Raw genomic sequence first — 20,096 nt, 5'->3', positions numbered from 1 at the left:
GGCGAAAGCCAGGACGATTCTTGGGAGTGAGTTCAGGTCGCAATAGCGCTTGCCGCGATGTTCACCGTCAGCGCCAGCAACGCCGTGTTGTAGATGAACGACACGATGCCGTGCGCCGTCGCCGTGCGGCGGATGGTCTTGTCGGTGATGCCGACGTCGGAGACCTGCGCGGTCATGCCGATCACGAACGAGAAATAGACGAAATCCCAGTAATCGGCATGGTCTTCCTTGTCGCCGCTCGGAAACTGAAGGCCTCCTGCCGTACCGTGCCGATAATAATCGTGCGCGTAATGCAGCGCGAAGGTCGTGTGCACGGCAGCCCATGACAGTGCGATTGTGGTGATCGCGATCGTCAGCTCCATGACGCCGCGATGCGACGTGCCGAGCTCGGCAACGATCGCCGCGATGCTAGCGAAGGCGCCGGTCGCCGTCACCAGCAGAATGACGAAGCGGCCGTCGTCCTGCATCGCAGCGGCGCGACGAATGTGCTGGTGGTCATTGCACAGCATCATCGCATAGACCAGCACGAGGTAGACCGCGATCAGCGCGTCCCAGCCGAGCAAGAGCCGCGTCACCAGCCGGTGCGTGCCCGGCAGCAGCAGGCAGACGAGGATGCCGACAGCGAGCGCAACAAACGTTCGCGGCCGTGCATAAAGCAACCGCATCGGCCGCGACATCTGGCGGAAGCGGGCGAGGACGGGATCCTCTTTGCCGCCGGCGGCCATCGACGCGCGTCAGTTCTTCCGTTCGGCGACGAATCGCGCCGCGGCTTGCAGCACGGCAGCGCGGTCGCCGAAGATCGACACGGCGCTGTCGGCTCGCGCGAGCAGGTCGCGCACGCGCTGCTTGGCGCCTTCGATGCCGAGCTGGGTGACGAAGGTGGTCTTGCCAAGCGCGGCGTCCTGGCCCGAGGGCTTGCCGAGCGCTGCCGCATCGCCCTCGACGTCGAGCAGATCGTCGGCGATCTGGAAGGCTTCGCCGAGCGCACGGCCGTAATCGTCGAGCGCCTGATATTCCGCACTCGAGGCCTGGCCGAGGATCGCGCCGGCGATGCAGCCATAGCGCAGAAGCGCGCCCGTCTTCATCTGCTGCAAGCGCGCGACATCGACGGGCTCGCGGTCGCCGAAGCGGCCTTCGCCGGCGAGGTCGAGGATCTGGCCACCGACCATGCCGCCAATGCCGGCGCAGCGCGCCAGCGCCCGTGTCAGCAGCAGCCGCACATTGGCGTCGCGATGGATCTCGTCGCGGGTGATGATGTCGAAGGCGAGCGTCAACAGGCCGTCGCCGGCGAGGATCGCGGTGGCGTCATCGGTCTTCTTGTGCAGGGTGGGGCGGCCACGGCGCAGGTCCGAATTGTCCATCGCCGGCAGGTCGTCATGAATCAGCGAGTAGCAGTGGATGCATTCGAGCGCCGCGCCCGCGAGCAGCGCGGCTTCGCGCGGCACGCCGAACACGGCGGCGCTTTCGACCACCAGGAACGGCCGCAGACGCTTGCCGCCATTGAGGCTCGAATAGCGCATTGCGTCCATCAGTCGCTTGGGGCGAGCGATCTCATCGGGCAGGATGTCGTCCGACAACAGGTGCCTGAGCAGGGCTTCAGTGTCATCAGCGGTCTTGTCCAGACGTTTGGCGAAATCGGACGGGGACGTGCCGGTCATCAAGAAAGGCTCCAGAACAAAAATTCGGCGGGACAATCCTTTATGAGTCGGCCCCAGTCAATCGTTTGGAAGGCCTAAAAACTGCTGGAAAAGGCCCGAATTATCACAGACTTAATGGTCTAGCGCGTGGCCGCGTTTCATTTTGCGCCGGAAAGGTCGATTTGCGCATCGTCAAGATACTGCTGGTCGTGCTCGCGGTCGTGGCTCTCGCGCCCTATGTGATCGCGCCGTTTTACCGGACCGGCCATCCGGTTTCCACGCTGATAGCCTGGCGTTCGCTTCGGGGCGCGCCGATGCAGCGCCAATGGATCGATCTGGCGGCGATGTCGCCGTATCTGCCGCGGTCGGTGGTGGCCGCCGAGGACGCGCATTTCTGCAAGCATCACGGCATCGACTGGGGGGCGCTGCGCGAGGCGATCGATGACGCTCAGGAGGACGGTACGGCGTTCCGGGGCGCCTCCACCATCACCCAGCAGGTCGCAAAAAACCTGTTCCTCTGGCAGGGGCGGGACTTCGTCCGCAAGGCGCTGGAATTCCCCCTGGCGCTGTGGATCGACCTCGTCCTGCCCAAGCAGCGAATCCTGGAGATCTACCTCAACATCGCAGAACTCGGCCCGCAGGGGCAGTTTGGGGTCGAGGCGGCCAGCCTCTATGCCTTCGGCAAGTCGGCCGCCAGCCTCTCCTCTCGGGAAGCCGCCCTTCTGGCCTCGATCCTGCCCAATCCGGTCAAACGCAGTGCGCGGAGCCCCGGACCGGGTGTGAGGCGGCTGGCAGCAACCTATATGGCGCGGGGGCAGGCGAGCTCGCTTGCGACCTGCTGGCACGAAAATCGCTGATTCCGGGCCCATTCCGGGCGTATTTTCCGGTCCAAGAGCCTAGCTTTACCGCCAGCCTTCCTCTATAAGCGCGGCCTTGATCGGCATTCAGCTCGCCTCGTATTGCGGGTGCTGAGCCGTCCTTTCGCGGACGATGCCCTGATGACACCAATCCCTAGAGGATAATTGAAATGGCCGTTCCGAGAAGAAAAACCTCGCCGTCGCGCCGCGGCATGCGCCGCTCGGCCGACGCCATCAAGAAGCCGACCTATGTGGAAGACAAGGACTCCGGCGAGCTCCGTCGTCCGCACCATCTCGACCTCAAGACCGGCATGTACAAGGGTCGCCAGGTCCTGAAGAAGAAAGAATCCTGAGGGCAGGACCTTTCTTCGGGCGGGCCGATTGGCCTGCCTGATTTCGGCCACCCCATGAGATAGACGGGGAGGCGGCGGAGCAAATGCTTCGCCGCTGTATTATCCTGTCCGGATATCTTGATCGAGAAGGCATCTTGCCGATGGTCGGTTTCCCGCTACTTCTGATTCCGCTCGCGGTCTACAACATCATCGCCTTCCTGATGCCAACGGTGTCCTTTACGGACGTGCTGTTCAAGGTGCCGATGGTGTCCGGCGAGACTTGGCCGGTCACGCTTGCCGATCTGCTGCTCGCGCTCGGGGTGGTGCTGCTGCTGCTCGAGGTGGTCAAAGGCGCGCGGCCCGGCTCGAAATTCCTGATGGATCACCTGCTGTCGCTGATCGTGTTCGGCGCGGCCGCCGCCGAATTCGTGATGTGGCCCAAATTCGGCAATTCCACCTATTTCCTGCTTGTGCTGCTCGCGATGGCCGACTTCCTCGGTGGCATCGCCCAGCGCACGCGCCGTCGCGTCAGCTATGTCGCCGAGACGACGATGGCTGCGCCACGCAAGGCCAAGCGCCAGGCCGAAGCGGCGGCGGACGATGTGGCGTCCGAGCGCAAGTTCGAGCCGGTGATCGCGCCGCAGCCGGCACCGGTCGTGCCACCCGCACCGTCGGCGCAATCCGTCGCCGAATCCGTGCTGACGGATCATCCCGCGCCGAAGCCGGTGCAAAGCGCGCCCTCGCCGGAAATCCCCTCGCCGCATCTTCAGCCGGGCAACGGCACGCCGTCCTCGCCGGATACACCGCCGCGCTGATCAAGCCACCTGCCGTGTGCGCGCGCTGACGCTAGGCAGCGGGCGCTTGCTGCCATAGGCCATCTGCGCATCTTCGGACGAGGCGCGGCGCAGCCGGCTCGCCTGGGGCAATTGCTCGGCATTGGCGATCAGCTGGGTGACGAAGCTCGGATCGGGTCGCGGCAGCGGTGCCTTATGGACCCACTGCAACGTCGGCATTAACGGCACGAGGGCCGTGCCAGTCCCATTGTCCCCTGCGTCCGCTCGATCAGTACTCAACATCGCAATCACCGTTAGTCCGGCGGGATTGTCGCGTTTCGGGACGCTGGCGCCGGTGCGTGCCATGTACTCGCAAGCCCTATGCCGGCCGGGCCGGATTGGTTCCCCGGTGCCGACAAACGTGGTTTCCAAATTGTTTATCAACTTTGCCTAGGGTCGGCGGCGAATCTGGCTCTATCCTGTGCCAGCTCAGGAACTTTTCCACTGTCCCGAAACGAGGCGACTTTGACCCCTGGATTGCCGCAAGCCTCCGACATCCTCGCCGCGCTCGGCCAGGCCGTGTTCGCCTGGGACATCGCCAGCGACGTCATCGTCTGGGGTGAGCAGGTCAGCGCCGTCTTCCCGGGCATTCCCGCCGAGCGGCTCGCCACCGGGGCCGAATTCGCCAAGCTGATCGAGCCTGCGCAATCGCTACGGAGCGCGGCGCTGGCGCAGACCTCTGCCGTGCACGGTGCCGGCGGCACGCCTTATCGGGTCGAGTACGGCGTGCGCATGAGCGCTTCCGATCCCGTGATCTGGGTCGAGGAGACCGGCCGCTGGTTTGCCGGTCCCGACGGCCGCCCCACGCGGGCGATCGGCTCCGTCCGCATCAACAACGAGCGTCATGCCCGCGACGAGGAATTGACGAAACTGGCCCGGCTCGATCCGCTCACCGGCGAGCTCAACCGCTCCCATCTGATCGCCTCACTGGCCGAGGCGATCGAGGAGACGACCCGCTTCCGCTCGACCGCAGCCTTCATGCTCGTCGGCATCGATCATCTCGCCCGCGTCAACGACGCCTTCGGCTTCGACGTTGCCGACGCGGTGATCCTTGACGTCGCCAAGCGCATTCGCGCGCGCTTGCGCGGCGGCGACGTGCTCGGTCGCTTCTCCGGCAACAAGTTCGGCCTGATCCTGAAGAATTGCACCGTCGACGACATGAACGTTGCCGCCGAGCGCTTCCTCGCCGGCATCCGCGACGAGGTGGTGCCGACCAAATCCGGCCCGGTCTCGGTCACCGCGTCGATCGGTGCGGTCAGCGTGCCGCGCTATGCCCGCACCACCGACGAGGCGGTCAACCGCGCCCATGAGACGCTCGATGCCGCAAAGCGACGCCGCGTCGGCTCGTTCGCCGCATGGCGCCCGGATCCCGCGCGCGACGCGCAGCGCCGCGTTAACATCCGCGTCACCGACGAGATCGTCACGGCGCTGAACGAGCGCCGCATCAAGCTCGCCTATGAGCCGGTGGTCTCGGCCTCCTCGCGCGAACGCGCGTTCCACGAGTGCCTGGTGCGGATGGACCAGGGCGACGGCCAGGTGCTGCTCGCACCCGACATCGTGCCGGTCGCCGAACGGCTCGGTCTGATTCGCCTCGTCGATCATCGCGTGCTCGAGCTCGTGGTCGCCGAGCTCGCGGCTGCACCCGACATCTGCCTCAGCCTCAACATCTCGCCTGATACGACCATGGATCCGGACTGGTGGGCGGGCATCGAGTCGCTGATGCTGGCTCATCCCGGCGTCGCCGAACGGCTGATCGTCGAGATCACCGAAACGGTCGCGATTCAGGACATCGATGACGTCCGCGGCTTTGTCACGCGGCTGAAGAATTTCGGCAGCCGCATTGCCATCGACGATTTTGGCGCCGGCTACACCTCGTTCAGGAACCTGCGCAAGCTCGGCGTCGACATCGTCAAGATCGACGGCGCCTTCGTTCAGAACGTCACGCGGTCCGCCGACGATCGCGCCTTCGTGCAGACCCTGATCGACCTCGCCCGCCGCCTCGACATCAAGACGGTCGCCGAATGGGTCCAGGACGAAGAGGCCGCAAGCATGCTGCGCGACTGGGGCTGCGACTACATCCAGGGCCGTCTGATCGGCCTCGCCTCAGCCGAGCGGCCATGGGGCGCACCGCCGGACAATGCGCTGCCTGCGGCTGGGTAGGTGTTTTCGTTTCGTCGCGCGGGGATCTCGCTTCACCTCTCATTTGTGGGAGAGGGTGGTACGTCAGGCAGTAAGTATAAACCTCCTCACGCCCCTTCGTCCAACGCCACCAGCTCACGCTTCTTGCGCAGCGCGGGCAACAGCGGTGCGATCAGCAGCACCATCGCCAGCGCAAGACACGCCGCCGAGATCGGCCGCTGCACGAAGGTCCAGAGGTCGCCCTGCGACAGGATCAGCGACTTGCGCAGATTGTTCTCCAGCATCGGTCCGAGCACGAAGGCGAGTACCAGTGGCGCGGGCTCGTAGCCGAGCTTGCGCATGAAATAGCCGATGATCCCGAACGCGATCATCACGTAAACGTCGAACACGTTGTTGCTGGAGCAGTAGACGCCCAGGATCGTGAACAGGATGATCAGGGGGAAGAGGATGTTATAGGGCAGCTTGAGCAGTTGCACCCACATGCCGATCATCGGCAGATTGAGGATCAGCAACATGACGTTGCCGATATACATGCTGGCGACGATGCCCCAGAACAGGCCGGGGTTTTGTGTGATCAGCAGCGGACCCGGTTGCAGGCCGTGGATGACGAACGCGCCGAGCAGCAGCGCCATCACCACGTTCGGAGGGATTCCCAAGGTCATCAGCGGAATGAACGCGCCCCCGGCCGCCGCATTGTTGGCGGACTCGGGGCCTGCGACGCCCTCGATCGCGCCTTGGCCGAACCGCTCCGGCGTTTTCGACAGCCGCTTCTCCAGTGCGTAAGACGCGAACGAGGCCACCACGGCGCCGCCACCCGGCAGGATGCCGAGCAGAAAGCCGAGCAGCGTACCGCGTGCTACGGGGCCGGCGCTCGCCTGCCAATCGGCCTTGTTGGGCAAGAGCTGCGTGATCTTGGTATTGATGATGTCGCGCTTGATCGCCTGCTCGGTGTTGAGCAGCACCTCGGCGACGCCGAACAGGCCCATCACGACGGGCACGAGGCCGATGCCGTCGATCAACTCCATGCGGCCGAAGGTCATTCGCGGCTGCGCCGTGATGCTGTCGAGGCCGATCAGGCCGAGCACGACGCCGATGCAGGCCATCAGCAGCGCCTTCGGCATCGAACCCTGGGTCAGGAAAGTGAGCACGACGAGGCCGAGCACCATCAGGCTGAAATACTCGGCCGGGCCAAAGGCGATGGCGATACTGGCAAGCCTCGGCGCCACCAGCATCAGCGCGATCAGCGCAAAGGTGCCGGCGATGAAGGAACCGAAGGCGGAGATGCCGAGCGCGGGGCCCGCGCGGCCCTGCTTCGCCATCTGGTGGCCGTCGATGCAGGTGACAACGGAGGCAGCTTCGCCGGGGATGTTGACCAGGATCGACGTGGTCGAGCCGCCATACATCGAGCCGTAATAGATGCCGGCCATCATGATGATGCCGGATTCCGGCGTGCCCGACAGCGTCACCGGCAACAGCAACGACATCGCCGAGATCGGCCCAATGCCCGGCAGCACGCCGACCAGCGTGCCGATGAAGACACCGATGAAGCAATAGAGCAGGTTGATCCCGGTCAGCGCAACGCCGAACCCGTGCGCGACATTGGCGAGCGTATCCATGCGATCAGCCGATCCCGAACAGGCCAGAGGGCAGCTGGATCAAGAGCAGGCGCTTGAGCACCCACCACATGCCGAGCGGAACAAGCACGGCGATCGGAATCGCCAGCGTCCAGCGCACGGGATCGATCAGGCGCAACAACAGCAGCATCAACGGGATCGACGACAACAGGAATCCCAGCGGCTCCAGTGCGAACGAGAACGCGGTGAGGCAGGCGATGACGAGAAGCGGCTTGCTCCAACGCACATTTTCCCACCGTGAGGCCAGCGTTGGCCCGCCCTCGGTGATTGCCGAGATGATGATGCTGGTTGCGAACACGCATATCAGGATGCCCGTGTAGAACAGCACGTAGCCGGAGCCGGGATCGTTGATGGTGCCGAGCTTGAGCTTCAGCCCCGACCAGATCACGAAGCCGCCGAGTGCGAGCCCGATCAACCCGCCCCAGAGTTCGGAGTTGCTGAGGCGGAGTTTGACATTGGTTTGGTTGTTCATCGCTTCTCTCTCAGCCGTTCCCCGGACGCTGCGCAGCACCAAGTGGTGCGCTGCAGATCCGGAGGTCCGGTGGTTCGTGGCAAGCTGGTCGGCTCTGCGGTGCATCGCTGCAGAAGCGCTGCACCGCGTCCGGGACACCGAAGCGGCTCAGTCTATTTCTTCGCCAACCCGAGTGTCTCGATCACCTTTCGCTCGGACTCCGTGACCTCGACAACGAACTTCTTGTAATCCTCGGTGTTCTTGTAGTTCGGCACCATGTCATATTTGGCGAGCGTTGCCACGACGGCCGGGTCTTCGACCGCCTTCTTGAACGCATCGTGCAGCTTGGCGACGATTTTCGGATCCATCCCCTTCGGGCCGGCGATGCCGAACGGGGAGTCGTAGACCATGGGATAGCCGAGCTCCTTCAGCGTCGGTACATCCGGGTAATTCGGCGAGCGGGCAGCGGTCCACACCATCAATAACCGCAGCTTGCCGGCGTCGACCAGCGGCCGCCATCCCGTGGAGTCTGCCTGAAGCATTGTATGCTGCCCCAGGACCGCGGCGTTGGTTTCCGCGCCGCCTTTGAACGGCACCTGGGTGAGCTTGATGCCGGACATCGCCGCGATCTGCTCCATGCCGATATGCAGCGAGGTGCCGGTGCCGGGCGTCGCGTAGGTCACCTTGCCCGGGTTCGCCTTGGCGAACTCCACCACGTCCTTCCAGCTCTTGAACTGGGACTCCGCGTTGGTGGTGACGCCGAAGGTATAGCCGGTGAGATGGATGATGTAGGTAAAATCCTTCGCCGGATCCCATGACACCTCCTGCATCAAGGGCAAGCGGAAGACGGTGATCGGGATCTGGGAGATGGTGTAGCCGTCCGGCTTCGCGGCCGCGGCCATGGTTGCAGGTCCCACCGTGCCGCCGCCGCCGGCCTTGTTGTCGATCACGACGGGCTGACCCAGGACCTTCGAAGCGCTGTCGGCGATCGCGCGCATCGAGATGTCAGTCGAACCACCGGCCGGCCAGGGCACGATCAGCGTAATCGGCTTGGTAGGATAGTCCTGCGCACTGGCAGCAGTGGAGAGCACTGCGCCTATGACCGCATGTATGGCGGCAAAGGCAATCGTCTTCAGCCCGGATCGCGACATAGAAACGCCTCCCTCGCAGCGGCCTCGCTCAAGCCGCCATCTCTCATTCTGTGGAGCGATTGTTCCCGAAATCACGAGAGAAGAAAAGCGCCATTGCGTCTGTGCCAGGCAAGGAGCGAGACGGCAATTCCGCCGGAAACCATCCATGCGACAATTGGTCGTTTGGCGGCGTGCCGAGATACGGAATTTGAGCGGGCGAAGCCGCTACGCCACGCGCCGGACTCCGCTCAGCCTCTCGATGATGCCGCCGACTTCGGCCGCCGGGCACGGCTTGCCGAAATAATAGCCCTGCACGGCGGTGCAGCCGCATTCGCGCACGAAGTCGAGTTGCTCCGCGGTTTCCACTCCCTCCGCCGTGGTCTCGACCCCGAGCACGGAGCCGAGGCTGGCGATGGTGCGGACGATGGCGACGCTTTCGGGGCTCTCGCCGAGGGTGCCGACGAAAGAGCGGTCGATCTTGATGCGATCGAACGGAAACTTGCGCAAATAGCTGAGCGAGGAATAGCCGACGCCGAAATCGTCGAGGCTGACCCGCACGCCGAGTGCGCGGAGCTGGTGCAGGATCTCGATCGTCGCCTCGCTGTCGTCGAGCAGAGCCGTCTCGGTGACCTCGAGCTCGAGCCGTTGTGGCGGCAGGCCGGCTTCCGCAAGTGCGCTCGTGACCATCGACACCAGGCCGCGCGAGCGGAACTGCACCGGCGACAGGTTTACCGCGATGGTGACCTCGGGCCAGGATGCAGCGGTCGCACAGGCGGTGCGCAGCACCCATTCGCCGATCGGGACGATCAGCCCGGTCTCTTCCGCGATCGGAATGAATTCGGCCGGCGAGACGAAGCCGCGCGAGGGATGCTTCCAGCGCAACAGCGCTTCGAAGCCGATCAGCTCGGAATTGTCGAGCCGCACCTGCGGCTGGAACACGAGATGGAATTCACGTGCTTCCAACGCGCCGCGCAGATCGTGCTCCAGCGCGTGCCGGCTGCGCGCCTCTTCTTCCATCTCGGGCGCGAACAGCTGATAGGCGCCGCGGCCCTTGGCCTTCGCCTGGTAGAGGGCGAGGTCGGCGCATTTCATCAGCTCGTCGGCATCGAGCCCGTGGTCGGGCGCGATCGCGATGCCGACGGAGACGCCGATATGGATCGACTGGTTTTCCAGCGGCGGGGGATGGCCGATAATCTGGACCAGGCGACGGGCGAGCGTTTCAGCCGATTGCGGCTGCGGTCCGCGTTGGAGCACGGCGAATTCGTCGCCGCCGAGCCGCGCGACGGTATCATGCTCGCCGACATTCTCCTTCAGCCGCGCCGCAGTCCAGCGCAGCAGGCGGTCGCCTGCCGCGTGGCCGAGGCGGTCGTTGACGGTCTTGAAATTATCAAGGTCGAAACACAGCACCGCCATCGCGCCGCCGGCGATCGCGACCTGGTTCAGCCCCTCGCTCATCTTCTCGCGGAACAGCGTGCGGTTGGGCAGGTCTGTCAGCGAATCGTGGCGTGCCATGTGCGCGACGCGGGCCTGGGCCTTGTGGCGCTCGGTGACGTCCTCATAGGTGACGACCCAGCCGCCAAGCTCCATCCGCTTGTGATTGAGCTTGATGATGCGGCCGTCGCTCAAATGGCGGTGCAGCGTGTGCTCGCCCTCGCGCAGCCTCTCGACATAGTCGGCATAGAGCCGCGCGCCCGTGGTGTTCGGATGGATGCCGAGCTCGCAGCTGTGCTCCATGATCTCGCGCATCGAGACGCCCGGCTTCACGATCTCGGTCGAGAGGCCGTACATCTCGATATAGCGGCGGTTGCAGACGATGACGCGCAGACTCGAATCGAGCATGCACAGGCCCTGGCTCATGTTGTTCAATGCGGCGTCGAAACGTCGATACTGCTCGCTCAGCTCCTCGATGGCGCGCTCGCGTTCGGTGATGTCCTCGTAGGTGGCGACGAAGCCGCCATCGGGCAGCGCACAGTAGCGCATGGAGATCACGATCCCGTTGGACATGCGCCGTCGCATCGGCGAGGAATCGCGGTTCGCGATCCTCGCGCTGGCGACTTCCAGGAGTTGCTGCGGGCTGTATTCGGAAGCGAACGCGCCGTTCGCCATCGACCGCTCAATCAGCTCGGAAAGATGCGTGCCGGGCCGTGTCTCCTCGGGCGACAGCCGGTAGATCATGCAGTAGGTGCTGTTGCAGACGCGAAGCCGCATCTCGCTATCGTAGAAAGCGAGTCCGTGCGCCATGTTCTCCAGCGCCGCATCGAGGATGAAGTTCTGCTGCCTCAGTGCTTCCTCGTATTGCAACCGCTCGGTGACGTCCTCGTGCACCGTCACCCAGCCGCCGTCGGGAAGGAAGCGGGAAACCGCCTGCACCATCCGCCCGTCATAGCGCATCACCAGCAGGGTTTTCGCCTTCCTGGCGCGCACGTCCGCCAGCCTGGTGTGGTGGAACTCATCGGCTGACATGCCCGTCAGGTTGCCGCGCGACATCCAGTGCTCGATCACCGTGCTGTGCGAGATGCCCGGCTTCACGATTTCGGAGTCGAGATTGTAAAGGTCCAGGAACCGGTCGTTGCAGACGACGACGCGGCTGTCGGCATCGTACATGATGAGGCCGTGCGACGTGTTCGCGAGCGCGTGCTGGCTACGCTCCGTCTGCACGCGCAATTCCGCCTCGAGTCGGGCGAGACGACTGACGTCGTCGCAGATCGTCATCCAACCGCCGCCGGGGAGAGGCTTCAGCTCGAGCGCCATGACGAGGCCGCTGGCAAGCCGCTGTTCGGTGCGAAAGGGCTTGCCCCCTGCAATTTGCGTCATTCGCGCCGAGTAAAGCGTATCAATCTCGTGCTGCGGAAAGTTTCCGCGCGTCGCGCTGTGGGCAAGCACCTCGCGATAGCTCGTGCCCACCCGCACGATATCGGCCGACATGTCGAACAGCGTGAGGTAGCGCTGATTGACCAGCACGATCCGGTTGTGGGCATCGTAGACGCAGACGCCCTGCTCCATGTGGTCGAGCGCAAGCTGGCTGAGCGCGACCAGTGCCTCGGGGGCCTGTTCGCGGTGTGCACCATGCTCGTTCTCGCGGGTCGACGTCATGTGAGTCGTGGATCTCGGCGGGCGATAGAGCTAACGCGACGTAATTCAGCCGCCGAGGGTAGCGAAGAGGCCAGAAAATTCCCTTAAGCGCAGTAGTTTACGGAGAGTGACCGGTGATGCAGAGATGCGTGTGCACGGAGTATCACCGTCACCCTGAGGCGCCGGAGCATAGCGGAGATCTGGAAAGAGCGTCGGGCCGGCTGCATCGCGGCCGTTCATCCTTCGAGGCGCGCCGCGCTGCGCAAGGCGAGCACCTCCGAATGACGGGCCAGTGCGCAGCCTGCGGGCCTGCTCAAGGCCCGTACAGCACGAGTTCCGTGTCGGTGAGGTCGGCGAGCTGCGGCCGGTGCGGGCCCTTGAAATATTTGCGGCCGCGCCGTTCGGTGTAGAGGCCGACGAGGCCGGGAAGCGGGCCGTTGGAATCGACGGCCACCGCAATCTTGCCGAGCCGCAGCAACAGCCGGCCGATCCGGCCCCCGCAAGTGGCATATTCGGCGGTGTTGCGGCAGTAGATCAGCTTCATCGCAGGCGGCGCAATGAAGCCGCGGCGGATGCGCACCGGTTGCAGGATGAAGGGGAACGTTCCCTCCGGTGTGCGGCAGACGAGGCTGAGGCAATTGTAGCGCGCATGTCGTGTCAGCAACTCGGTCTCGGGTTCGCCAAGCCCCTGGATCGCCTTGGCGTGCGGCGAGATCACCTCGATCGTGCTCCAGCGCGGGGGGCGCGCCAGCGCAGGCACCGAGAAGAATATCCCGCAGCAATAGGCGCGAAAGCCCTGCGTCTCGATGATCGGCCAGGTCCACGGCGCCGGGCTGATGTTGAGATAAGTGACGTCCTTGTGCCGCTGCGCGATCTTGGTCAGCAGCGGCGCGTAATTGCGGTAGACCGGATCGACATACCAGCTCGACAAATTGCACTGGATGGCGGCCTCTTCGCCGTGCTGGCGCGCCGTGTAGATCAGCAGCAGTGCGCCGACCGGTATGCCGTCATCCTCGAGCATGTAGCCGAAGCGCGGATAGCCCTCCGGCACGGTCCGGAAAGCCTGCCGGCGCAGGCCCTGGATCCAATAGTCCCGCGAGCGGCCGATGAAGCCGCGCGTCAGCAGGTCCGCGATGGCTTCGACATCGGTCTCGGTGATTTCGCGGCATCGGACCTTGGTGTGGATCACGCTCGTCTTGCCCGTGGAAATGGTCAGCCTCGTGAGTTCCGTTAGCGCCAGCCTTCGCCGTGGGCCTCGGCCGCAACATGCGGCTGTAAGCCCAGGACGTCGCGCACCCTGGCTGGCCAGGAAGCGGTATCAATGCCGTGGGTGTGGAACAGGGCGACCGCGAGCCGGTCCATGCCGAAGGCAACGCAGCCGGTGTGGGCCGGCTCGCCATTGGCATCCTGAATGCCCCAGGTCGTGCCGAAATGCTCGCGGTGATAGTTGAAGCTCATGCAGGCGGTCGGCTGCTCCTCCGAGCGCAGCGGGATCAGGAGCTCGAACTTCAGCTGCTGCTGCTTCTGGCTCACCGCCTTCATCTGGCCGACGCGGCCGAAGAAAGGATCGCTGGCGTAGTCGACGCGGAAGGTCAGGCGGAGGTCGCGGGCGATCGCCTGCGCGCGCACCATCCAGCGCTCGCGGAAGTCGGCGACGTCATCGGGGCTGCCGATACAGACATATTCGCGCATCCGGAACGATTGCAGGCGGTCGAGATGCTTTGACGGCTCGCGGCGGAAGCAATCGGCGGCGACGTCGAAGCGCAGGCCGTCCTTCGGCAGTTGGCCTCGGCTTGCTGCGATCGGGTAGACGGGATAGCAGGCGGCTGGCGACAGCACGAGGTCGGCCGGGGAGAGCGATGAGGTCCAGTCGCCACCCGCATCGAAGCGGCTCACCGCAGCGTTGATCTCGCGTTCGGTGCCGTGCAGGCCGCAGACGCAGCCGAGCAGGTTCGGAAAGCTCTTGAGGTAGCCGGATTTCTCCAGCTGAGCCCGGCTCATCACCGGCGGAAAGCGCATCACCTCGGTTCCGGCCTCGCGATGGCCAGTGATCAGCGTGGCGAGCTTCTCGACGATGCCCTCGTAGAGCGCGGTGCGGGCGTAGACCCCGTCCGAGCCCATGCGGTGGAATAGCTTGTCGGTGAGATGATCGAGCGGATCGATGATCTCCGGTGCGGTCGCGGGCGAATTGGGGAGGACGGCAATGTTCATGGAGTTGATGTCCTGCTATCTCAAAATTGTTCTTGTTGGTTCAGTCGCCAAGGCTAGTCGGTCATGAAGGCACGTCAGTCACGAAGGCTCAATGGAACGCCGCTCATCAGCGTCGATGTCGCGGCGTTGGCGAGAATACGGTCATTGTTGATCATGATCGGCGACGACAGAACGTCCCGCAGGTGGCGGCCCATGGTGAACTCACCGTCGTTGCGGTAGCCGGAAAGGCCCGCGGTACGCATCGCATGCATCACGGTCTCCACCGCGAGCTCGGAGGCCTGCACCTTCAAAAGCGTGATCGAGGATTGGAAGTCGAGCGAGCTCAGCGCGCGCTCGTCATGCTCGGCGCCGGCGAAGGCGTCGATGTTGGCAGCGATCAGCGCGCGCAGCTTTGTGAGCGACATCTTCGCGGCGGTGAAATGCGCCGCGGCCGGCGGCATTTGTCCGCCGGAGCTGCGGGCCACCTTGCGGATGAAGGCCTGCGCACGGGTCACCGCGGCGGCGGCAATGCCAGCCCAAGCGGACGACCAGCATAGATGCGCGAACGGCGTCATGGTCTGGGCGTGGATCTTGTCATAGGATTCCGGGAAAACGCGGTCGGCGGGGCAATCGACCTTCAGCTCGAAACCGGTCGAGCAGGTGCCGCGCATGCCGAGCGTTTCCCAACCCAGCGTCCGCTTCAGCGAATAATCGCCCTTGGCGAGTGCCAGCAGCACTTGGTCGGAAGCGGCAGCGTCGGTGGCGCGGCGGGCGATGGTGACGAGACCGTCGGCTTCGGCGCCGTAGGAGATCACGGTCGCATCGCGTACTAGCGACACGATGTCGCCGGCGTGATCGACGGCGGCGGCGCTGGCGCGGATGTTGCCGCCGTTCTGTCCTTCGGTGGTGGAGGAGGCGAGCAGCCACTGGTCTCGCGCGACCCGGCGCATCATGGTTTCCATCCAGGGGATGCCGTGGCCGTGCCTGACGAGGCAGGCAACCTTGGTCTGGTGCATCGCGTAGATCATCGCGGTGGAAGCGCAGGCGCGCCCGAGCGTGTAGCAGATGTCGGTGACGTCGTAGATCGAGGCGCCAAAGCCGCCGAACTCGACCGGGATCATGACGCCAAGCAGTTTCTGCTCGCGCGCGACCTCGAAAGCCGTGTGGGGGAAGCGGGCGTCGCGATCGACCTCGTCTGCGTCGGCCGCTGCGGCAGCGGCTGTCCGGGCGGCACGCTCGATCAGGGAGGGGCCCTGCTCGAGAAAGCTCGTCTGCGTTTCGTCGACAGTGAGGACTGCTTCACGCACGTTCATGCTCGTCCGCCTCCGGTTCGCCGTTCGAGATCGCCGCCATCATTCGCGATGCCGCCGGCGATCCTCCGACCATCTTTGCTTGTGAGACGAGGCTACGGATTTAATTCAAATTCGTCGATGAAATAGAGGGTAAACAAAGCCCAATTCCGAACGAACAGTTAAGGTCAGGTTGTTGGAGGGGGCCGAAATTCCGTGGACCCGTTAGGGTTCTGGAAGAGCCCCCGAATTTTAGTCAATTTGAGTCATCGTTTACTAAGAAGGACGAAGTAATCCTCGTGCCCATTGCGGGACCGACTGGCCGTGTCCATCGTAGCCGGCAGTCCGGTCCGCCTCCGATAGATAGATGGGAATTTGCCGATGCAGGCTTTCGATACCGACATGCGCAATCGCATCATCAAGCTGGTGAAGGGCATCCTCGAACAGAACTCGCTCACGGCGGACATCACGCCGTCGGCGAAGCTCGTCGATGTCGGCCTGGCCTCGATGGACATGGTCAATCTGATGCTCGGCGTCGAGGCCGAATTCGACTTCACCATCCCGCAAGCCGAAATCACGCCGGAGAATTTCCAAACCGTCGAGACGCTGGAGCGGATGATCGCAGCTCAGCTGCAGCCGGCGAACGCAGCTTAGGTTGAACCACTGAGGTCGTTCCGGCGAAAGCCAAGACCCATTTCCCCCAGGGAGCAGTTTTGCGAAGACCGGTCGTTCGGGACAAAGACCGTTCGCAACCGATAGACCTCGCGGTATGGGCCCGCTTCGCCAAGACGACACACCGATGGCGTGGCGATAGCGCCCGCTTCCTGACCACACTACCACCCCGTTCCAAATCTGCCGCAAAACTGGCATAGCTTGACCATGTCGCACGTGGCGGATGGGATGGAGCAGGCATGACGCAGGCGGTATTGGGCATCATCGGCGGTTCCGGCATCTATGATCTGCCCGGCCTAGAGGGTGCGCGCGAAGCGGCGATCAAGAGCCCCTGGGGCGAGCCGTCAGCGCCCCTGCGCCGCGGCACTATGGCGGGCCTGCCGGTCGTGTTCCTGCCGCGGCACGACAAGGGCCACCGATTGTCGCCCTCCGACATCAACTATCGCGCCAATATCGACGTTCTGAAGCGGGCTGGCGTCACCGACCTGATCTCGCTGTCGGCCTGCGGCTCCTTTAGGGAGGAACTTGCGCCCGGCACCTTCGTGCTGGTCGATCAGTTCGTCGACCGCACCCACAAGCGCGAGAGCTCGTTCTTCGGCCGCGGCTGCGTCGCCCATGTCTCGATGGCCCATCCGGTCTCGCCACGGCTGCGAATCCATCTTGCCGCAGCGGCCGAAGCCGAGGGAATCGCAATCGCGCGTAGCGGCACCTATGTCTGCATGGAGGGGCCGCAATTCTCCACTTACGCGGAGAGCATGACCTACAAAACGTTGGGCTATTCCGTGATCGGCATGACCAACATGCCCGAGGCCAAGCTCGCGCGGGAAGCCGAGATTTGCTATGCCACCGTTGCGATGGTGACGGATTTCGACTGCTGGCATCCCGACCACGATGCCGTGACCGTGCAGGACATTATCCGTGTGCTGAATTCGAACGCCGACAAGGCCAAGGCGCTGGTGGCACGGCTGGCAAAGGATTTTCCGCGCGAGCATGAGCCGTGCCCGATCGGCTCGGATCGCGCGCTCGACACCGCCCTGATCACGGCGCCCGAGGCCCGCGATCCCGAGCTTTTGAAGAAACTCGATGCGGTGGCGGGGCGTATCCTGCGCGGTTGAGACGAAAGGCAGAATGCCATGAAGGTCGACGGCAAGCATTTTCGCAGCATCTGGCGCGAGCGCGACGGCTGGTCGGTCGGCGCGATCGACCAGCGCAGGTTGCCCCACGAGTTCGTTGTTGCGGAGCTGACGTCATGCGAGGAGGCGGCGGTCGCCATCCGCGACATGCTGGTGCGCGGCGCGCCGCTGATTGGCGCCACCGCCGCTTACGGCATGGCGCTCGCGATGCGCGAGGACGCCTCCGACGCCGGCCTGAAGCGTGCCTATGACACGCTGGTCGTGGCGCGGCCGACCGCGATTAATCTGAAATGGGCGCTGGACGAGATGCGCGCGACGCTCGCACCGATCGATCCGGTTGAACGGGCGGAGGCGGCCTACGCGCGCGCCGACGAGATCGTCGAGCAGGACGTCGAGATCAACCGCGGCATTGCCGGCAATGGCCTGAAGCTGATCGAGGCGATCGCGGCGAAGAAGCCGGGCGATACGGTCAACGTCCTCACTCATTGCAACGCCGGCTGGCTCGCGACCGTCGATTGGGGCACAGCGACGGCGCCGGTCTATCTTGCGCATGAGCGCGGCCTCAAGATCCATGTCTGGGTCGACGAGACCCGCCCGCGCAATCAGGGCGCCGCGCTCACGGCTTGGGAGCTCGGCCATCACGGCGTGCCGCACACGGTGATCCCGGACAATACCGGTGGCCATCTGATGCAGCACGGCATGGTCGATCTCGCTATCGTCGGCACCGACCGCGTCGCCGCCAACGGCGACGTCTGCAACAAGATCGGCACCTATCTGAAGGCGCTCGCCGCGCACGACAACGGTGTGCCGTTCTACGTCGCGCTGCCGTCGCCGACGATCGATTTCGCCATCCATGACGGCATCCGTGACATCCCGATCGAGCAGCGCAGTGGCTCTGAGGTCACCGACATGACCGGTCGCACCGCGGACGGGAGGCTGGAGACGGTGCGCATCGTGCCGGAGGGCTCCCCGGTCGCGAACTATGCTTTCGATGTGACGCCGGCGCGCCTCGTGACCGGCCTCATCACCGAGCGCGGCGTGCTGAAGCCCGACCGTGCCGCGCTCGCGGCCGCGTTTCCGGAGCGGATCGCGGCCGCTGCAGAATAGGTTGGACTAGCAGAGCTTCAACCCCGTCGCGACCTCGAGCTCGGCGATGGCCTGGACCCCGCTGGTGACCTTGATCGTGGTCATGCCCATCTCGCGAGCCGGCTTGAGATTGACGCCGAGATCGTCGAGATAAACGCAATTGTTGGGATCAACCTTCAGCGTCTGGAGCATCAGCCGGTAGATGCGTGGATCGGGCTTGCGCAGGCCGATTTTGGCGGACTCGATGACGTGATCGAACAGTGCCATCACCTCGGCAATGTAGAGCGTGCGTCCCGTCAGGCTGCTGATGGCGTTGGCCGGGAGGTTGTTGGTGATGCAGCCGGTCTTGAATTGCGCCTTGATGCGCTTCAGCGCCTCGACCATCTCGGGACGCAGCTCGCCCTGGAGCAGCGGCAGCACGTCGCGCCCGCGCACCTCTGCGCCAAGCGCACGTGATTCCTCGGCGAACAAAAGATCGAACGTGTCGATATCCACCTCGGCGCGTTCAAACTTGGCCCAGGCATTTTCCAGATGGTTGGCGGCATTGGTGCGCCGTATGATGTCGATGGGCAGGCCACGCTCGGTCTCGAAGCGGGCGAACGCCTCGAACGGTGAGCTCGTCAACACGCCGCCAAAATCAAAGATCACAGCCTCGATCGTCAAGGTCCTGTCCTCGTCAATTCAGTGCCAGGATGGCTGACAAGACGGCTAGCACGCGCTATCGGCAAGGGCCAGCCTGAAGCAAACTCCGCCCTTGACCGAACCGCCTGCCGAAACGTGTTCCCATGAAGACAATTGCGACATTCATCACTGCCATTTTGCTGCTCGCCACGCCTGCTCACGCCATCGTTGGCGGCGGCACGCCGCAAGCGGAGGGTGTCGCCCGCGCCATCGTCACCATCGTCGGCTCGCGCGGCAATTTTTGCACCGGGAGCCTGATCGCACCGAAGCTGGTGCTGACGGTCGCTCACTGCGTGCAGCCCGGCGCGGACTACAAGATCGTCGATCGCGGCGGCGACGGCCAGCCGCAATTGCTGAACGTCCGTTCTGTCGCGATCCATCCGAATTTCAACATGCAGGCAATGCAGGCGCATCGGGCGACTGCCGACGTGGCACTGCTGCAACTGGAAATTCCACTGAAGGGAAAATCGACGGTGCCGGTCGGTGCACCGGATATTCCAATCCGCGTCGGCAGCCGCTTTACCATCGCCGGCATCGGCGTCACAGTTCGCGGTGATGGCAAGAGCGGTGGCATTACGCGTTTCGCTGCGCTGGTCGCCACCGGCCAGCCCGGCACGCTCCAGATTCGGCTAGTCGATCCCGTAACCAACGGTGTTCGTGACGGAATCGGCGCCTGTACCGGCGATTCCGGCGGACCGGTGTTCGAGGACAAGCCGAAGGGTGCCGTGCTCGTTGGCGTCGTCAGTTGGTCGACCGGGCCGAACGGCGCCGCAGGTTGCGGCGGGTTGACCGGGGTCACTCCGCTCACGCTCTACCGGGACTGGATCTTGCAGACCGCACGGAGCTGGGGTGCGGCACTGTGATTTGACCGCGACCGGATCTATGTCATGTTGAAACGGAAGCGCGATGGGCGACACTGCCTGTCGCGGAGGAAACGCGCCGTCCAGTCAAGGCCGGCCA

Annotated in this window: 19 protein-coding genes; 8 read left to right on the top strand and 11 right to left on the bottom strand. The window is 64.3% G+C overall.

Going from position 1 to position 20,096, the window contains the following annotated elements; translation table 11 throughout:
- Positions 1-32: 32 nt before the first annotated feature.
- Entirely contained in the window at positions 33-725 is a 693-nt protein-coding gene (locus tag IVB12_RS27135) for a DUF1345 domain-containing protein (protein ID WP_247303668.1), read from the bottom strand.
- Between the two features lie 9 nt (positions 726-734).
- Positions 735-1,658: a polyprenyl synthetase family protein gene (locus IVB12_RS27130; protein WP_247303666.1), complete on the bottom strand. Its 924-nt coding sequence runs from the start codon at positions 1,656-1,658 to the stop codon at positions 735-737.
- Positions 1,659-1,819: 161 nt separating this feature from the next.
- On the opposite strand from IVB12_RS27130, the gene mtgA reads away from it, so the two are divergent.
- The 3 genes from mtgA (at position 1,820) to IVB12_RS27115 (ending at position 3,641) form a co-directional block, all read left to right on the top strand.
- Positions 1,820-2,494, top strand: coding sequence for a monofunctional biosynthetic peptidoglycan transglycosylase (gene mtgA, locus IVB12_RS27125; RefSeq protein WP_247303664.1), 675 nt, complete (start codon positions 1,820-1,822; stop codon positions 2,492-2,494).
- Positions 2,495-2,664: 170 nt separating this feature from the next.
- Entirely contained in the window at positions 2,665-2,847 is a 183-nt protein-coding gene (gene rpmF / locus IVB12_RS27120) for a 50S ribosomal protein L32 (protein WP_007598106.1), read from the top strand.
- Between the two features lie 140 nt (positions 2,848-2,987).
- Positions 2,988-3,641, top strand: a complete 654-nt coding sequence (locus IVB12_RS27115; RefSeq protein WP_247303953.1) for a hypothetical protein — start codon at positions 2,988-2,990, stop codon at positions 3,639-3,641.
- Here the strand turns inward: IVB12_RS27115 and IVB12_RS27110 are convergent, their stop codons facing one another.
- A complete protein-coding gene (locus IVB12_RS27110) occupies positions 3,642-3,902 on the bottom strand; it encodes a hypothetical protein (protein ID WP_247282053.1) in 261 nt (86 codons plus the stop codon).
- A 222-nt stretch (positions 3,903-4,124) separates the two neighbouring features.
- Between IVB12_RS27110 and IVB12_RS27105 the strand changes: the two genes are divergently transcribed.
- Positions 4,125-5,819: a bifunctional diguanylate cyclase/phosphodiesterase gene (locus tag IVB12_RS27105; RefSeq protein ID WP_247303662.1), complete on the top strand. Its 1,695-nt coding sequence runs from the start codon at positions 4,125-4,127 to the stop codon at positions 5,817-5,819.
- Positions 5,820-5,905: 86 nt separating this feature from the next.
- Here IVB12_RS27105 and IVB12_RS27100 read toward each other — a convergent pair whose 3' ends face one another.
- The 7 genes from IVB12_RS27100 to IVB12_RS27070 all read right to left on the bottom strand — a co-directional run bounded on the left by IVB12_RS27100 (position 5,906) and on the right by IVB12_RS27070 (position 15,588).
- Positions 5,906-7,414, bottom strand: a complete 1,509-nt coding sequence (locus IVB12_RS27100) for a tripartite tricarboxylate transporter permease (protein ID WP_247303661.1) — start codon at positions 7,412-7,414, stop codon at positions 5,906-5,908.
- A 4-nt stretch (positions 7,415-7,418) separates the two neighbouring features.
- A complete protein-coding gene (locus IVB12_RS27095; protein WP_247303660.1) occupies positions 7,419-7,904 on the bottom strand; it encodes a tripartite tricarboxylate transporter TctB family protein in 486 nt (161 codons plus the stop codon).
- A gap of 152 nt (positions 7,905-8,056) precedes the next feature.
- A complete protein-coding gene (locus IVB12_RS27090) occupies positions 8,057-9,034 on the bottom strand; it encodes a tripartite tricarboxylate transporter substrate binding protein (RefSeq protein ID WP_247303659.1) in 978 nt (325 codons plus the stop codon).
- 204 nt (positions 9,035-9,238) lie between these two features.
- The gene (locus tag IVB12_RS27085; RefSeq protein ID WP_247303658.1) at positions 9,239-12,106 is read right to left on the bottom strand and encodes a PAS-domain containing protein; all 2,868 of its coding nucleotides are present in this window, start codon (positions 12,104-12,106) and stop codon (positions 9,239-9,241) included.
- A 292-nt stretch (positions 12,107-12,398) separates the two neighbouring features.
- Positions 12,399-13,274 carry an acyl-CoA acyltransferase gene (locus IVB12_RS27080; RefSeq protein WP_247303657.1) on the bottom strand — a complete coding sequence of 292 codons (876 nt, stop codon included), beginning with the start codon at positions 13,272-13,274 and terminating at the stop codon, positions 12,399-12,401.
- Positions 13,275-13,315: 41 nt separating this feature from the next.
- The gene (locus IVB12_RS27075) at positions 13,316-14,296 is read right to left on the bottom strand and encodes an amino acid--[acyl-carrier-protein] ligase (RefSeq protein WP_247303656.1); all 981 of its coding nucleotides are present in this window, start codon (positions 14,294-14,296) and stop codon (positions 13,316-13,318) included.
- Between the two features lie 74 nt (positions 14,297-14,370).
- A complete protein-coding gene (locus IVB12_RS27070; RefSeq protein WP_247303655.1) occupies positions 14,371-15,588 on the bottom strand; it encodes an acyl-CoA dehydrogenase family protein in 1,218 nt (405 codons plus the stop codon).
- A 357-nt stretch (positions 15,589-15,945) separates the two neighbouring features.
- On the opposite strand from IVB12_RS27070, the gene IVB12_RS27065 reads away from it, so the two are divergent.
- From IVB12_RS27065 to mtnA, 3 genes are all read left to right on the top strand, one after another.
- Complete coding sequence (locus IVB12_RS27065) at positions 15,946-16,218, top strand: phosphopantetheine-binding protein (protein ID WP_247303654.1); 273 nt, start codon at positions 15,946-15,948, stop codon at positions 16,216-16,218.
- 257 nt (positions 16,219-16,475) lie between these two features.
- Positions 16,476-17,351 carry an S-methyl-5'-thioadenosine phosphorylase gene (locus IVB12_RS27060; protein WP_247303652.1) on the top strand — a complete coding sequence of 292 codons (876 nt, stop codon included), beginning with the start codon at positions 16,476-16,478 and terminating at the stop codon, positions 17,349-17,351.
- Positions 17,352-17,369: 18 nt separating this feature from the next.
- Complete coding sequence (mtnA, locus tag IVB12_RS27055; protein WP_247303650.1) at positions 17,370-18,476, top strand: S-methyl-5-thioribose-1-phosphate isomerase; 1,107 nt, start codon at positions 17,370-17,372, stop codon at positions 18,474-18,476.
- Positions 18,477-18,482: 6 nt separating this feature from the next.
- Here mtnA and IVB12_RS27050 read toward each other — a convergent pair whose 3' ends face one another.
- Entirely contained in the window at positions 18,483-19,118 is a 636-nt protein-coding gene (locus IVB12_RS27050) for an HAD-IA family hydrolase (protein ID WP_247303649.1), read from the bottom strand.
- 122 nt (positions 19,119-19,240) lie between these two features.
- Between IVB12_RS27050 and IVB12_RS27045 the strand changes: the two genes are divergently transcribed.
- Positions 19,241-19,999, top strand: coding sequence for a trypsin-like serine protease (locus tag IVB12_RS27045; protein ID WP_247303646.1), 759 nt, complete (start codon positions 19,241-19,243; stop codon positions 19,997-19,999).
- Positions 20,000-20,096 lie beyond the last annotated feature (97 nt).

This window comes from Bradyrhizobium sp. 179 (assembly GCF_023073535.1).
Classification (GTDB): domain Bacteria; phylum Pseudomonadota; class Alphaproteobacteria; order Rhizobiales; family Xanthobacteraceae; genus Bradyrhizobium.
Note: the sequence above shows the minus strand (reverse complement) of the source record. Positions and strands in the feature narration are given on the sequence as shown.

What these genes read in the sequence shown, in the direction of transcription:
- IVB12_RS27075 (WP_247303656.1), bottom strand. Translation starts at nt 14,296, where the DNA reads ATGAACATTGCCGTCCTCCCCAATTCGCCCGCGACCGCACCGGAGATC.
- IVB12_RS27135 (WP_247303668.1), bottom strand. Translation starts at nt 725, where the DNA reads ATGGCCGCCGGCGGCAAAGAGGATCCCGTCCTCGCCCGCTTCCGCCAG.
- IVB12_RS27090 (WP_247303659.1), bottom strand. Translation starts at nt 9,034, where the DNA reads ATGTCGCGATCCGGGCTGAAGACGATTGCCTTTGCCGCCATACATGCG.
- IVB12_RS27130 (WP_247303666.1), bottom strand. Translation starts at nt 1,658, where the DNA reads ATGACCGGCACGTCCCCGTCCGATTTCGCCAAACGTCTGGACAAGACC.
- IVB12_RS27060 (WP_247303652.1), top strand. Translation starts at nt 16,476, where the DNA reads ATGACGCAGGCGGTATTGGGCATCATCGGCGGTTCCGGCATCTATGAT.
- IVB12_RS27070 (WP_247303655.1), bottom strand. Translation starts at nt 15,588, where the DNA reads ATGAACGTGCGTGAAGCAGTCCTCACTGTCGACGAAACGCAGACGAGC.
- IVB12_RS27085 (WP_247303658.1), bottom strand. Translation starts at nt 12,106, where the DNA reads ATGACGTCGACCCGCGAGAACGAGCATGGTGCACACCGCGAACAGGCC.
- IVB12_RS27065 (WP_247303654.1), top strand. Translation starts at nt 15,946, where the DNA reads ATGCAGGCTTTCGATACCGACATGCGCAATCGCATCATCAAGCTGGTG.
- IVB12_RS27100 (WP_247303661.1), bottom strand. Translation starts at nt 7,414, where the DNA reads ATGGATACGCTCGCCAATGTCGCGCACGGGTTCGGCGTTGCGCTGACC.
- mtnA (WP_247303650.1), top strand. Translation starts at nt 17,370, where the DNA reads ATGAAGGTCGACGGCAAGCATTTTCGCAGCATCTGGCGCGAGCGCGAC.
- IVB12_RS27110 (WP_247282053.1), bottom strand. Translation starts at nt 3,902, where the DNA reads ATGTTGAGTACTGATCGAGCGGACGCAGGGGACAATGGGACTGGCACG.
- rpmF (WP_007598106.1), top strand. Translation starts at nt 2,665, where the DNA reads ATGGCCGTTCCGAGAAGAAAAACCTCGCCGTCGCGCCGCGGCATGCGC.
- IVB12_RS27045 (WP_247303646.1), top strand. Translation starts at nt 19,241, where the DNA reads ATGAAGACAATTGCGACATTCATCACTGCCATTTTGCTGCTCGCCACG.
- IVB12_RS27095 (WP_247303660.1), bottom strand. Translation starts at nt 7,904, where the DNA reads ATGAACAACCAAACCAATGTCAAACTCCGCCTCAGCAACTCCGAACTC.
- IVB12_RS27115 (WP_247303953.1), top strand. Translation starts at nt 2,988, where the DNA reads ATGGTCGGTTTCCCGCTACTTCTGATTCCGCTCGCGGTCTACAACATC.